11 protein-coding genes are annotated in these 13,895 nt (G+C 73.8%); 5 read left to right on the plus strand and 6 right to left on the minus strand.

The window, feature by feature from the left end:
- Positions 1-146 precede the first annotated feature (146 nt).
- From ACFU0Y_RS12005 to ACFU0Y_RS12015, 3 genes are all read left to right on the plus strand, one after another.
- Entirely contained in the window at positions 147-800 is a 654-nt protein-coding gene (locus ACFU0Y_RS12005) for an NUDIX domain-containing protein (protein WP_380214749.1), read from the plus strand.
- Complete coding sequence (locus ACFU0Y_RS12010) at positions 797-1,840, plus strand: site-specific tyrosine recombinase XerD (RefSeq protein WP_380214750.1); 1,044 nt, start codon at positions 797-799, stop codon at positions 1,838-1,840. The genes ACFU0Y_RS12005 and ACFU0Y_RS12010 overlap by 4 nt, the downstream gene beginning before the upstream one ends.
- Positions 1,841-1,962: 122 nt before the next feature.
- Positions 1,963-3,204, plus strand: a complete 1,242-nt coding sequence (locus ACFU0Y_RS12015) for a D-alanyl-D-alanine carboxypeptidase family protein (protein WP_380214751.1) — start codon at positions 1,963-1,965, stop codon at positions 3,202-3,204.
- Positions 3,205-3,300: 96 nt separating this feature from the next.
- Here the strand turns inward: ACFU0Y_RS12015 and ACFU0Y_RS12020 are convergent, their stop codons facing one another.
- The 4 genes from ACFU0Y_RS12020 to ACFU0Y_RS12035 are packed head-to-tail and all read right to left on the minus strand — an operon-like array spanning position 3,301 to position 7,643.
- Positions 3,301-4,443 (minus strand): bifunctional 2-methylcitrate synthase/citrate synthase, encoded by a 1,143-nt coding sequence (locus ACFU0Y_RS12020; RefSeq protein ID WP_380214752.1) that lies wholly within the window; start codon positions 4,441-4,443, stop codon positions 3,301-3,303.
- Positions 4,444-4,480: 37 nt separating this feature from the next.
- Positions 4,481-5,389 carry a methylisocitrate lyase gene (gene prpB, locus ACFU0Y_RS12025; RefSeq protein ID WP_380214753.1) on the minus strand — a complete coding sequence of 303 codons (909 nt, stop codon included), beginning with the start codon at positions 5,387-5,389 and terminating at the stop codon, positions 4,481-4,483.
- 2 nt (positions 5,390-5,391) lie between these two features.
- Positions 5,392-6,912 (minus strand): MmgE/PrpD family protein, encoded by a 1,521-nt coding sequence (locus ACFU0Y_RS12030; protein WP_380214754.1) that lies wholly within the window; start codon positions 6,910-6,912, stop codon positions 5,392-5,394.
- A 53-nt stretch (positions 6,913-6,965) separates the two neighbouring features.
- Positions 6,966-7,643, minus strand: coding sequence for a GntR family transcriptional regulator (locus ACFU0Y_RS12035; protein ID WP_380214759.1), 678 nt, complete (start codon positions 7,641-7,643; stop codon positions 6,966-6,968).
- A gap of 217 nt (positions 7,644-7,860) precedes the next feature.
- Between ACFU0Y_RS12035 and ACFU0Y_RS12040 the strand changes: the two genes are divergently transcribed.
- Positions 7,861-9,816, plus strand: coding sequence for an AMP-binding protein (locus ACFU0Y_RS12040; RefSeq protein ID WP_380214755.1), 1,956 nt, complete (start codon positions 7,861-7,863; stop codon positions 9,814-9,816).
- Between the two features lie 66 nt (positions 9,817-9,882).
- On the opposite strand, the gene ACFU0Y_RS12045 is transcribed toward ACFU0Y_RS12040, so the two are convergent.
- On the minus strand, positions 9,883-10,596 hold the full coding sequence (locus tag ACFU0Y_RS12045; protein WP_380214756.1) for a response regulator: 714 nt from the start codon (positions 10,594-10,596) through the stop codon (positions 9,883-9,885).
- Positions 10,593-12,224, minus strand: coding sequence for an ATP-binding protein (locus ACFU0Y_RS12050; protein ID WP_380214757.1), 1,632 nt, complete (start codon positions 12,222-12,224; stop codon positions 10,593-10,595). The genes ACFU0Y_RS12045 and ACFU0Y_RS12050 overlap by 4 nt, the downstream gene beginning before the upstream one ends.
- A gap of 170 nt (positions 12,225-12,394) precedes the next feature.
- On the opposite strand from ACFU0Y_RS12050, the gene ACFU0Y_RS12055 reads away from it, so the two are divergent.
- A complete protein-coding gene (locus ACFU0Y_RS12055; protein ID WP_380214758.1) occupies positions 12,395-13,840 on the plus strand; it encodes a cation:dicarboxylate symporter family transporter in 1,446 nt (481 codons plus the stop codon).
- The last annotated feature ends 55 nt before the right edge of the window (positions 13,841-13,895 follow it).

Raw genomic sequence — 13,895 nt, forward strand, 5'->3', positions numbered from 1 at the left:
CGCCTGCACCGTCCCCTCTCCCCACCGTCCCCTCTCCCCACCGTCCCGGTCCGTCCGGCCCCTCCGGGCGCCGGCCCGGCTCCCCGCCTCCGACCCGACACCTCGTTCGACGCCCGCGCCGGACGGCCGATCCGAAAGGGACCCCCATGGACATCCGCCACCTCGCACCCGAGCAGCTCTCCGACCAGCTCAGCGACCGCCGCACCGTGGCCACGGAGACGGTCTACGAGGGCTTCATCTGGGACGTCCGGCGGGACGAGTTCGAGCTCGCCCACGGGGAGGACCCCCTCCGCCGGGACTACATCACCCACCCCGGCGCCGTGTCCGTGCTCGTGCTCAACGACGACGACGAGGTGTTCCTGATCAACCAGTACCGCCGGCCGGTCGGGATGACCATGTGGGAGATCCCCGCGGGGCTGCTGGACGTCGAGGGCGAGGACCCGGCCGAGGCGGCCCGGCGGGAGCTCGCGGAGGAGGCCGACCTGCGGGCCGAGCGCTGGGACGTCCTCGTGGACTTCCACAACAGCCCCGGCTCCTCCTCCGAGGCCAACCGGATCTTCCTGGCCCGGGGCCTCAGCGACGTCCCCGACCTCGAGCTGCACGAGCGGGACGGGGAGGAGGCCGAGATCCACGGCACGTGGGTCCCGCTCGACGGCGCCGTGCGGGCGGTGCTGGAGGGCCGCCTGAACTCGCCCGCCGCCGTGATCGGACTGCTCGCCGCCCACACCGCCCGCTCGGAGGGCTACCGGTCGCTGCGCCCGGCCGACGCCCCGTGGCCCGGCCACCCCGACCACCGGTGACCGGCACGCCGCCCGGAGAGGACCCCGGGACGCCGCCGGGTGCGCTGCCCGGTGCGCCCTCCGGAAGCGGCCCCGGGGACGCGCTCGAGCGCGGCCTGGAGCGCTATCTGCAGCACCTGGCCGTGGAACGGGGCCTGGCCGCCAACACCCTGGCCGCGTACCGGCGGGACCTGCGGCGCTACGGCGAGCACCTCCGGGAGCGCACCGACCCGCCCGTGACCACCCTGGAGGGCATCACCACGGGACACGTGCGCGACTTCCTGCGCGACCTGTCCGCCGGGGCGCCGGAGCGGCCGCCGCTGAGCACCCGCAGCGCCGCGCGCTGCCTCGTCGCCGTCCGGGGCGCCCACCGGTTCTGGGCCCTCGAGGGCCTGACCCGGGCGGACCCCGCGGCCCCGGTCCAGCCGCCCACGCCGGGGATGCGCCTGCCGAAGGCCGTCCCGGTCGCCCAGGTCACCGCGCTGCTCGAGTCGACCGGCACCGAGACCCCCCAGCAGCTGCGGGACCGGGCGCTGCTGGAGCTCCTCTACTCGACCGGCGCCCGCATCTCGGAGGCGACCGGGCTCGACGTCGACGACCTGTCCCGGGCCGTGCGCCGGAGCGGGGAAGCCGAGGAGGCCGCGGCCGGGATGCCCTTCGTGCGGCTGTTCGGCAAGGGCGGCAAGGAACGCATGGTCCCGCTCGGCTCCTGGGCCGTGCGCGCCGTGGACGACTGGCTCGTCCGGGGCCGGCCCGCGCTCGCCGCCAAGGGACGAGGCACCCCCGCGCTGTTCCTCAACGCCCGGGGCGGGCGGATCAGCCGGCAGACGGCGTGGACCACCGTGAAGAGCGCCGCCGACCGGGTGGGCCTCGGGGACCGGATCACCCCGCACACGCTGCGCCACTCCTTCGCGACGCACCTCCTGGAGGGCGGCGCCGACCTGCGCGTGGTCCAGGAGCTGCTCGGCCACGCGTCCGTCAGCACCACGCAGGTGTACACCCTGGTGACCGTGGACTCCCTGCGGGAGGTCTACGCCGCCGCCCATCCCCGCGCCCGGTAGCCGGCCCCGGCGGCGCGTCCCGAACCGGTCACAAAGGCGAATGTGCTGTCGCGAGGACCGGCCGGCGGCCTAGCCTGGACGCACGTCCGGGCATCCCGCCCGGGCGGACGGACGGGGACGCCATGAGCGAGACCATGCAGCCCGGTGCAGCACGCACCGTGCAGTCCAGCGCACCGCGCACCGTGCCGTCCAGGACGCGGCCCGCTGCCCGGCACGCCACGCCGGGGACCGGCCGGAGGGCCCGGATGCTGCTCGTGCTGCTGTGCGCCCTGGCGATGGTGCTCGGGGGTCTCGGCGCCCCGGCGTCCGCCGCCACGGCGATCGAGGCGGAGCACCAGCGGCTCGGGGGCGCGGACGGCCGGCTCGGCCGGGCCCTGGGCCCCGAGCGGTGCCGGCTGGTCCGGGACGGCTGCTACCGGTCGTTCGAGCGCGGGAGCATCCACTGGTCCCCGCGGACCGGGGCGCGTCCCACCTGGGGAGCGATCCGCGCGGCGTGGGCCGCGCAGGGCTATGAGCGTGGGACGCTGGGCTACCCCGTGGGCCGGGAGGTCTGCGGACTGCGCGACGCCGGCTGCTACCAGACCTTCGAGGGCGGGGTCGTGGTGTGGTCGCGGCCGAGCGGGGCCCATCCCACCGTCGGCGGCATCCGGGCGGCCTGGCTGCGCCACGGCGCGGAGCGCGGCGCCCTGGGCTACCCCGTCTCGGCGGAGTCGTGCACCAGCAGCGGCTGCCGTCAGAGCTTCCAGCGCGGGTCCGTCACCTGGACGCGCGGCGCCGGGACCCGCGTGGCCCGGGAGATCGACCGCGCGGCGTCGGTGTACGTCGTCGTCAACAAGCGCCGCCCCCTCGACCCCGCGGACCACGTGCCCCGGCCTCTCGAGTCCGTGGGCGGACCGCTCCTGCGGGCGGACGCCGCCGCGGCGTTCCGGCGGATGCAGCGGGCGGCCGCGGCGGACGGTGCGCCCCTGACGGCGGTCAGCGGATACCGCTCCTACAGCACCCAGGCCGGTCTCTACCGCCAGTACGTGGCGCAGTACGGTCAGGCGCAGGCAGACCTGATCTCGGCCCGCCCGGGCCACAGCGAGCACCAGACCGGGCTGGCCGTGGACATCGGCGACCCGAGCGGGGAGTGCGGTCTGCAGAGCTGCTTCGAGGACACCCCGGCCGGGGCGTGGGCGCGCGAGCACGCCCACGCGCACGGCTTCATCGTCCGGTATCCCCGGGGCCGCACGGCGACCACCGGCTACGCCTACGAGCCGTGGCACCTGCGCTACGTCGGCGTGCACGTGGCCTCCGGCATGGTCGGGCAGGACATCCCCACGCTCGAGCACTACATGGGGCTGCCCGCGGCGCCCACCTACTGAGCCGGGGGCGGCAGCCGGCCCGGGCACGGCGCGGGCCCCCCGACCCGGTGCTCGGATCGGGGGCCCGGAGAGGACCGCTGCCGGCCCTGCCCTGCGCTACAGGTGCCGCTCGTCGGGGCCGTTGTACTCCGACAGCGGGCGGATCAGGGAGTTGGCGGCCAGCTGCTCCATGACGTGGGCGGTCCAGCCCGTGATCCGGGCCGCCACGAACAGCGGGGTGAACGTGGGGATGTCGAAGCCCATGAGCCAGTAGGTCGGACCGGCCGGGTAGTCGAGGTTCGGCTTGATGCCCTTGGCCTCGTCCATGGACTTCTCGAGCCCGTTGTACAGGCCCAGCAGCTCGTCCCGGCCGTAGTGGTCGACCATCGTGTCCAGGGCCGCCTTCATGGTGGGCACCCGCGAGTCGCCGTGCTTGTACACGCGGTGGCCGAAGCCCATGACCTTCTTCTTGGCCGCCAGGGCCTCGTCCATCCAGGCCTTGGCCCGGGCCTCGGCCTCGGCGGTGGACTCCTCCTTGCGGATGCCCAGCTCCACGAACGTCTCCATGACGGCCTCGTTGGCCCCGCCGTGCAGCGGTCCCTTGAGCGCGCCGATGGCGGCCGTGACCGCCGAGTGCAGGTCCGACAGGGTCGAGGTCACCACCCGGGCGGTGAACGTGGAGGCGTTGAAGGAGTGCTCGGCGTAGAGGATCATCGAGACGTTGAACGCCTCCACCACCTGCGGCTCGGCCTCCTCGCCGAAGGCCATCCACAGGAAGTTCGCGGAGTAGTCGAGGTCGTCGCGCGGGTCCACCACGTCCTGGCCGCGGCGGCGGCGCTGGTCGTAGCACACGACGGCGGGCATGGCCGCGAACAGCTTCTGCGCCTTGGCCAGGTTGGCCGCAGGCGAGGAGTCCTCGGCCTGCGGGTCCTGGGCGCCCAGGACGGACGCCGCGGTGCGGCAGACGTCCATGGGGTGGCAGGTGGTGGGCAGGGCGTCGATGATCGCCTTCAGCTCGGGCGTCAGGGCCCGGTGCTCACGCTCCCGGGCGCGGAACTCCGCGAGCTCCTCCTCCGTGGGCAGCTCGCCGTTCCACAGCAGCAGGGCGACCTCCTCGAAGGAGCAGTTCGCCGCGAGCTCCTGGACCGGGTAGCCGCGGTAGAGCAGGGAGTTGGTGTCCGGATTGACCTTGGAGATGGCCGTGTAGTCGGCGACGACGCCGGCCAGCCCCTTGTGGACCTCGCTCTGGGTCTCGGTCATGGTGGTCTCCTTCACGTGGTCGGTGCGGTGGGTGCGGTCAGCGGTGCTGCCCGGGGACCTCGAAGTCGAAGACCCCGGAGTCGAACTGGTTGTACCCGTTGTAGTCCACCAGCTCGTAGAGCCGGGCGCGAGTGAGCATGTCCGGCACGGCCGCCTCCTGCGTGCCGTCGGCGGCGATGGTCCCGAGCACGCGCTCCATGGCGCCCAGAGCCGCGCGCAGCAGGGTCACCGGGTAGATGATCATGTTCACCCCCACCTCCTGGAGCTGGTCGGCGGTGAACAGCCGGGACTTCCCGAACTCGGTCATGTTCGCCAGGATCGGCACGTCCACCGCCGCCCGCATCGCCTCGAACTCGCTCAGGTCGGCCATCGCCTCGGGGAAGATCGCATCGGCCCCGGCGTCCACCAGGGCCTTCGCCCGGTCGGTGGCCGCGGACAGGCCCTCCACCCCGCGGATGTCGGTGCGGGCCATGATGAGGAAGTTCGGGTCCCGGCGGGCCTCCGCGGCGGCACGGATCCGCTTGACGGCGGTGTCCAGGTCCACGACGTTCTTGCCGTCCAGGTGCCCGCAGCGCTTCGGGTTGAACTGGTCCTCGATGTGGCACCCGGCCAGTCCCGCGTTCTCCAGCTCCTGGACGGTGCGGGCCACGTTCATGGGCTCCCCGAAGCCGGTGTCGGCGTCGACCAGGCACGGCAGGTCCGTGACCCGGGCGATCTGCCCGGCCCGGGCCGCCACCTCGGGCAGGGCGGTGAGGCCGATGTCCGGGAAGCCGAGCTCGTTGGCGAGCACGGCCCCGGAGATGTAGACGCCGTCGAAGCCCTTCTCCTGGATCAGTTTCGTGGACAGTGGGGTGTAGGCGCCCGGGAAGCGGACGACCGTCGGGCCGGCCAGCATCTCGCGCAGCGCGGTCCGCTTGGCCTCGGGGGTGGTGGTGGAGAACAGCATGCTCAGAAGACTCCCTTCGTGCCGGTGCGCAGCTCGACGGACGCGGTGACGTTGAGCGCGTCCAGCTCGCCGGCGCCCAGGTCCGGGAGGTTCTCGGCGGCGGCGATGAAGCGCTCCAGCTCGTCCCCGGCGACCACGCCGTCGGCGAGGGTGCGCAGCTTGGTGACGTACTGCTCGCGAGCGAACGGGCGGGCGCCCAGCGGGTGGGCGTCGGCCACGGCGATCTCCTCGACCACGGTGGAGCCGTCGGTCAGGGTGATCTCGGCCCGGCCCCCGAAGGCCTTCTCGGCCGGGTCCAGGGAGTGGTAGCGGCGGGTCCACTCCGCGTCCTCGGCCGTGGTGACCTTGTGCCACAGGGCCACCGTGTCGGGCCGTCCGGCCCGCTCGGGGGCGTATGAGCCCACGTGGTCCCACGCCCCGTCCTGGAGGGCGACGGTGAAGATGTAGGGGATCGAGTGGTCGAGGGTCTCCCGGGTGGCGGTGGGGTCGTACTTCTGCGGGTCGTTGGCCCCGGAGCCGATCACGTAGTGGGTGTGGTGGGAGGTGTGCAGCACGATGCGCTCGATCCGGGCCGGGTCGGCCAGCTCGGGCCGTTCGCGGTGCAGCTTGCGGGCCAGGTCGATCCAGGCCTGCGCCTGGTACTCGGCCGAGTGCTCCTTGGTGTAGGTGTCCAGGATCGCGGCCTTGGCCTCGCCCGGGGCCGGCAGCGGCACCTCGTAGACGGCGCCGGGGCCGTCCAGCAGCCAGGCGATGACACCGTCCTCGCCCTCGTAGATGGGGGTGGGGGAGGTCTGCCCGCGCATCGCGCGGTCCACGGCCTCCACGGCCATCTTCCCCGCGAAGGCCGGGGCGTGGGCCTTCCAGGTGGAGATCTCGCCCTTGCGGGACTGGCGGGTGGCGGTGGTGGTGTGCAGGCCCTGGCCGATGGCGTGGAAGATCGTCTCCACGGGAAGACCCAGCAGGGTGCCGATCCCGGCCGCCGCCGAGGGGCCCAGGTGGGCGACGTGGTCGATCTTGTGGGCGTGCAGGCAGATGGCCTTCACGAGGTCCACCTGCAGCTCGTAGCCGGTGGCGATGCCGCGCACCAGGTCGTGGCCGGTGGCGCCGGCGTGCTGGGCGACCGCCAGGATCGGGGGGATGTTGTCGCCGGGGTGGGAGTACTCGGCGGCCAGGAAGGTGTCGTGGTAGTCGAGCTCGCGCACGGCCACGCCGTTGGCCCAGGCCGCCCACTCCGGGGAGACCTTCCGGGTCGCGGTGTCCACGCCGTAGAGGCCCGCGCCCGTTCCGCCCGGGGTCGGCGCGTGGGCCATGGCCTGGTCGCGGGCGGAGACGATCGGTGCCCGGTTCAGCGAGGCGATCGCCACCGAGGCGTTGTCGAGGAGGCGGTTGATCACCATCTCGGTCACCTCCGGCGTGACCTCGACCGGGTCCGCCGCGACCTCGGCCATCTTCCAGGCCAGCTGCTCCTGCCGGGGCAGGTTGTCCTTCGACGGGTGGACGCGCACGGAGTGCAGAACGGTCATGGGGTTTCCTCTCATCGGGGACCGACCAGGGATCGGATCGGGGGCGCCCGCGCTCAGCCGGCGGCCTCGAGCGGGGGAGCGGGCTGGACCCACTCGCGGACGGGGGTGGTCAGGACGGCCTGCAGCGAGTTGGCCAGGTGCACGCGCGTCGCGGCCTCGGCGAGCTCCTCGGACCCGTCCGCGATGGCACGGGCGATCTGGGCGTGCTCGGCGGCGGCCCGCGCGAGGCGGTCCGGGTTGGTGCGGGAGAGCTTGCGCACCCGGGCCAGGTGCAGGCGCAGGGAGCGCTGGGCCGCGGTGAGGTATGGATTGGCCGTGGCCTCGTCGATGGCCCGGTCCATGCGCTCCACGAGGTCGTAGTACCCGGCGCGGTCGGTGCCCGGACCGTGGAGCTGGGCCACGACCTCCTCGAGCTCGGCGGCCAGGTCCTGGAACGCGACCGGGTCGCGGCGCCGGGCGGCGAGCCGGGCGGCCCGGCAGTCCAGGGCCTCCCGCAGCTCGAACAGGGCGCGGACGTCCTCGAGGGAGACCTGGGAGACCACGACGCCGCGGCCGCGGTGCGCCTCCGCGAGACCGTCGGCCGTGAGCCGGCTGAGGGCCTCGCGGATCGGTGTGCGGGAGATGCCGAAGCGTTCCGACTGCTCGACCTCGCCGAGCACCTGGCCCGGGAGCAGCCGCCACTCGACGATGTCCCGGCGCAGGGCCTCGTAGGCGCGGTCGCTGGCTCGCACGGCCCCCTCCTCGCTCTCGCGGGCCGCGGCGGGGAAGGCGACGCGGACCCTGGTGACAGTCATCACAATGCACGACCATTGTATACACGGCTCGCGAAAAATGACGACGGGTCCCCACCAGTTTTGGTCGGTTGTGGGGCTGTGTATACACAATCCTTGCCCTCTGTGACCTGCACCACTAAGGTGTCCGGCAGGACCGCAACCCCGGGAGGGACCCATGAGCACCGACCACCCCACACCGCCGCCGGCCGAGGGCTACGCCGAGGTCTACCGCCGCAGCGTGCAGGACCCGGAGGGCTTCTGGCTCGACGCCGCCCGGGCCGTGGACTGGGTGCGCGAGCCCACCACCGCCCTCGACGACACGGCCGCCCCGCTCTACCGCTGGTTCCCGGACGGCGAGCTCAACACCTCCTACAACGCCCTCGACCGGCACGTGGAGGCCGGCCACGGAGGGCGCACCGCCCTGGTCTACGACTCGGCGGTGCTCGGGGTCCAGGAGCGCTTCAGCTACGCGCGGCTGCGGGACGAGGTCGCGCTGTTCGCCGGGGCGCTCGCGGCACGGGGGGTCGGCAAGGGGGACCGGGTGCTCGTCTACCTCCCGATGATCCCGCAGGCCGTCGTGGCGATGCTCGCCTGCGCCCGGCTGGGCGCCGTGCACTCGGTGGTCTTCGGCGGCTTTGCCCCGAAGGAGCTCGCCTCCCGCATCGACGACTCCCGTCCGGTCGTGGTGGTGACCACGACCGGCGGGGTGGAGCCGAAGCGGCGGATCGAGTACATCCCGGCGATCGAGGAGGCGCTGCGGATGGCCGAGCACGTGCCGGGCACGGTCCTGGTGCACGAGCGCCCCGGCTTCGAGACCACGGTCGAGGACGCCAGGACCCGAGCCGGGGCCGACGGGCGTCCCGGGCCCGAGTGGCTCGACTGGGCGGACGCCCTCGAGGGCGTCGAGCCCGCGGCGCCCGTGCCCGTCGCGGCCACCGACCCGCTCTACGTCCTGTACACGTCCGGGACCACGGGCACCCCCAAGGGGGTGGTCCGCGACAACGGCGGGCACGCCGTGGCCCTCACGTGGTCCATGCGCCACATCTACGACGTCGGCCCCGGAGAGGTGATGTGGACCGCTTCCGACGTCGGCTGGGTGGTGGGCCACTCCTACATCGTCTACGGGCCGCTGCTGGCCGGCGCCACGACCGTGCTCTACGAGGGCAAGCCCGTGGGCACCCCGGACGCCGGCGCGTTCTGGCAGCGCGTCGAGGACCACGGGGTGAAGGTGCTGTTCACCGCGCCCACGGCCCTGCGGGCCATCCGCCGGGCGGACCCCGAGGGCGAGCTGGTGCGCCGGCACGACATCGGCTCGCTGCGGACGCTCTTCGTGGCGGGGGAGCGGCTCGACCCGGAGACGTACCACTGGGCCTCGCGGGTGCTGGGGGTGCCGGTCGTGGACCACTGGTGGCAGACGGAGACGGGGTGGCCCATCTGCGCCAACCCCTTCGGGATCGAGCGGCTGCCGCTCAGGGCCGGCTCGCCGTCGGTGCCGGTGCCGGGCTACCAGGTGGAGATCCTCGACCCGCTGGGCCGGCCCGTCGGGACCGGCGAGGAGGGCAACATCGCGCTGCGCCTTCCGCTGCCGCCGGGCACGCTCCCCACGCTGTGGGGCGACGACCGGCGGTTCGTGGACTCCTACCTCCGTGCGTTCCCCGGCTACTACGCCACGGGGGACTCCGGGCACGTGGACGAGGACGGCTACGTCTACGTCATGGGGCGCACCGACGACGTCATCAACGTCTCCGGGCACCGGCTCTCCACCGGGGCGATGGAGCAGGTGCTGGCCTCCCACCCGGCGGTCGCCGAGTGCGCGGTGATCGGGGTGGGGGACCCGCTGAAGGGTCAGCGGCCGTCCGGGTACGTGGTGCTCAAGACCGGCGTCGACGTGTCGCCGGACCGGCTCCAGGAGGAGCTCGTGGCGCTGGTGCGCCGGCAGATCGGTGCCGTGGCGGACTTCAAGGACGTGGCCGTGGTGGAGGGGCTGCCCAAGACCCGGTCCGGGAAGATCCTGCGCAAGACCATGCGGCAGATGGCCGACGGCGAGGACTACACCGTGCCCTCGACGATCGAGGACGTCTCCGTGCTGGAGTCCCTCGAGGAGGTGCTGCGCCCGCGGAGCGGCCGGTGACGCCCCGGCGCACGTCGACGACCTCGTGACGCGCCTCCGGGGGACGGGCTGCCGCCGCGGACCGGCTCAGCGGCCGGGGGAGACGTCCTGTCCGGCCCACCCGTACTCGAGCTCGGGCCGCCCGGGGGTGCCGTGTCGCGGCCGGCGCCGCACGAGGCCGCGGGCCGCCAGGTGCTCCAGATAGCGCCGCGCCGTGACCCGGGACAGCGTGCTGCGCTCGGCGATCTCCCCCGCCGAGAGCCACTCTCCGCCCTGGACCAGGACGGTGACGGCCTCCAGGGTCGTGGCGGACAGGCCCTTGGGGGCGTCCGGGCGGGCGGGCGCGCCGAGGGCCGCGAACGCCCGGTCCACCTCGGCCTGTTCCACCGTGCCCGCCGCCCCCAGCGCGGAGCGGTAGCGCCGGTAGGCCTCGAGCTTCTCCTCGAACACGGCGTAGGTGAAGGGCTTGATGAGGTAGCCGACCACGCCGAGCGTGCTCGCCGCGCGGACGGTCGCCACGTCCCGGTGGGCCGTGATCACCAGCAGGTCCACCGTCTCGCCGCGCCCCCGCAGCGTCCGGGCCACGTCGAGCCCCGACATGTCCGGCAGGTTCACGTCCAGCAGCACGAGGTCCACGGGGCGACCCGCCCGCCGGGCGGCCTGCACGGCCTGCACGGCCGTGCGCCCGGACACGGCGGTGGCGGCCGCCTCGAAGCCCGGGGAGCGGTCCACGTACTGGGCGTGCGCGGCGGCGGTGAGCGGCTCGTCGTCGACGACCAGGACCCGGACCGGCGCGCTCACGGAGCCCACCCCGCCACGGCGTCGCGGGCGAGCGGGACGGTCACGGTGAACACGGCCCCGCCGTCGTTGCGGTGCTCGATCCGCGCGCCCCACCGGTCGACGACCTCCCGCACCAGGTGCAGGCCCACGCCGCGCCCCTCCGGGCCGGCCGGCTTCGTGCTGACCCCGAGCTCGAAGACCTGCTGGGCGAGCTCCTCGGGGATGCCCATGCCGGTGTCGGCCACGGTGAGCACCACGGTGTCCCGGGCCGGATCGGCGTCGTCGGGCACCCGGGCGATCTCCACCTCGACCACCGGGCGCACCCGGGCGGTGTTGGCGGCGGCCGCCTCGACGGCGTTGTCGACGAGGTTCCCGACGAGGGTCACGAGGTCGGCCGGGGAGACCGGGATGCGGGGCAGGTCCGGGTCGACCGCGACCTCCAGCTCCACGCCGCGCTCGTGGGCCGCGGCGGTCTTGCCGACCAGCAGGGCCGCCAGGAACGGGTCGTCGAGGTGGCCGAGGAGGTCCTCGGACAGCACCCGGGTGCGCACCATGTCCGCCGAGGCGAAGCCCAGGGCTTCGTCGTCGCGGCCGAGCTCCAGCAGGGAGACCACCGTGTGCATCCGGTTGGCGTGCTCGTGGGTCTGGGCCCGCAGCGCCCCGGCCAGCGCCGCGGTGGCGCGCAGCTGGCCCGAGAGCCGGGAGATCTCGGTGTGGTCCCGCAGGATCACCACCGTGCCGCGCCCGGCGAGCGCCCCGCGGGCGGGCAGGGCCGAGACGATGAGCGTGCGCTCCCCGACCACGGCCCACTGCTCCTGCACGGGCGCGCCCGAGCCCAGCACGGCCGCCAGTGCGGGAGGCAGGTCCAGGTCCGCGACCGGCACGGGAGCGCGACGCGCCGGCCCGGGGGCGGCCGGCGCCGGCACCCCGAGCAGCTCCCGGGCCCGGGCGTTGAGCACCTGCACGGCGCCGGCCGCGTCCACGAGCAGGAGGCCCTCCGTGGCCTCGTTGAGCACGGCGTCGTGCAGCGAGTGCACCTGGGCGAGCTCCTCCGGCCCCCAGCCGTGGGTGACCCGGCCCAGGTAGCGGGACCCGATCGCCGCGACCGTCGCCGACGCGGCGAGCAGCAGCAGCCCGACGAGGAGCACCGCCGGCAGCTGGGCGAGCGCCTGCTGCGAGACGGCCTCGAGGAGGACGCCGGTGGCCACGAGCGCCACGACCGTGCCGTCCCCGTCCCGGACGGGGGTGATGGTGCGCACGGAGGGTCCGAGGTTGCCGCGCTCCGTGCTCGTCCAGGTCTGTCCCGTGAGTGCGTGCGAGCGGTCCCCGCGGTAGACCTCGCCGACGGACGACGGCAGTGGATGGGTCCACCGCGTGCCGTCCGGGGCCATGATCGTCACGAAGTCGAGGTCCGTGTCCGCGAGCAATCGGTCCGTGAGCGGCTGCAGGACGGCGTGCGGGTCCGGCCCGCCCACCGCCTCGAGCACGTACGGGTCGTCCGCGAGGGCCGTGGCCAGGACCCGGGTCACCGCCTCGGCGCGGTCCACGACCGCGCCGCGCTCGTGGGCGAACAGGACCAGGGAGACGGCGAGGGTCACCAGTGCGACGACGGCCAGCTGCACCAGCAGGAAGCGCCGGGCCAGGGACATGTCGGCTCCTTGTCGCTCCGGTCGGTGCCTCCCGCGGTTGTGGTGGGCGTCACGACCATTATGACCACAACACGACAGGTCGCCGGGCGGCGGTGAGACTCGTCACACCGGCCCGATCCAGGGCCCCCGCTCCACCCGTCCGCTCCACCCATCCGAACCGGAGGACAAGCATGGCCACCGTCGCCACGGATCCCGTCGACCCGCAGCCGCCCGCCCCGAAGCAGAAGAAGGACAGGACGCACTACCTGTACGTCTTCGTGATCGTCGCCGTCGTCGCCGGCGCCGTCCTGGGCCTCGTGGCCCCCGAGTTCGCCCGGACGCTCAAGCCGGTCGGCACCGCGTTCATCGCCCTGATCAAGATGATGATCGCCCCCATCATCTTCTGCACGATCGTGCTGGGCGTCGGCTCCATCGCCAAGGCGGCGACCGTCGGCAAGGTCGGCGGCCTGGCCCTGGCCTACTTCATGGCGATGTCCACCATGGCCCTGGGCATCGGCCTGGTGGTCGGCAACCTCATCCACCCGGGCGAGGGCCTGAACATCCAGGGCTCGGAGTACGAGATCACGGACACCGGCCACGGTGACGGGGAGGGCGGGACCATCGGGTTCCTGCTCGGCATCGTCCCCACGTCCCTGCTGTCCTCCCTGACCGCGGGCAACATCCTGCAGACCCTGTTCGTGGCGCTCATCGTGGGCTTCGCGCTCCAGCAGATGGGCCCCGCCGGCAAGCCCGTGCTCCGGGCCGTCGGCCACCTCCAGGCCCTGGTCTTCCGGATCCTGATCATGGTCATGTGGGCCGCCCCCATCGGGGCGTTCGGGGCGATCGCCGGCGTGGTCGGCGAGACCGGCGTCCAGGCCATCGTCTCGATGGCCACCCTGATGGTCGCCTTCTACCTCACCTGCGTCCTGTTCGTCGTGGTGGTCCTGGGCGGGATCCTGAAGGCCGTCACGGGGATCAACATCTTCCGGCTCATGAAGTACCTGGGCCGCGAGTACCTGCTGATCTTCTCGACCTCATCCTCCGAGGCGGCCCTGCCCCGGCTCATCGCCAAGATGGAGCACGTGGGCGTCTCCAAGCCCGTGGTCGGCGTCACGGTCCCGACCGGCTACTCCTTCAACCTGGACGGCACCGCCATCTACCTGACCATGGCCGCCCTGTTCGTCGCCTCCGCGATGGGCAGCCCGCTGGCTCTCGGCGAGCAGGTCTCCCTGCTGGTGTTCATGATCATCGCCTCGAAGGGCGCCGCCGGGGTCACCGGCGCCGGCCTGGCCACCCTGGCGGGCGGTCTGCAGTCCCACCGCCCCGACCTGGTCGACGGGGTCGGCATCATCGTCGGCATCGACCGCTTCATGTCCGAGGCCCGCGCCCTGACCAACTTCACCGGCAACGCCGTGGCCACCCTGCTGATCGGCAGGTGGACGCGCGAGATCGACCTCGTCCAGGTGGAGCGCGTGCTCTCCGGCCAGGACCGGTTCGACGAGTCCACCATGGCCGCGCACGCGCACGCGCACGGCAGCACCGAGGACCGGACCGTCGCCGAGCACGGTCCCGGGGCCAGGGTGGAGGACTCCGCCGCGGAGAAGGTCGAGGCCGCGGCCGGCGCCGGCGCGCGCTGACCCGCGCCCGCACAGCGGTCCGCGTCCGGCCCGTGCCCGCCGTGCCCCTCCGGGG

Origin of the sequence: Kocuria sp. NPDC057446, from assembly GCF_042802875.1 — a bacterium.
Lineage (GTDB): Bacteria > Actinomycetota > Actinomycetes > Actinomycetales > Micrococcaceae > Kocuria.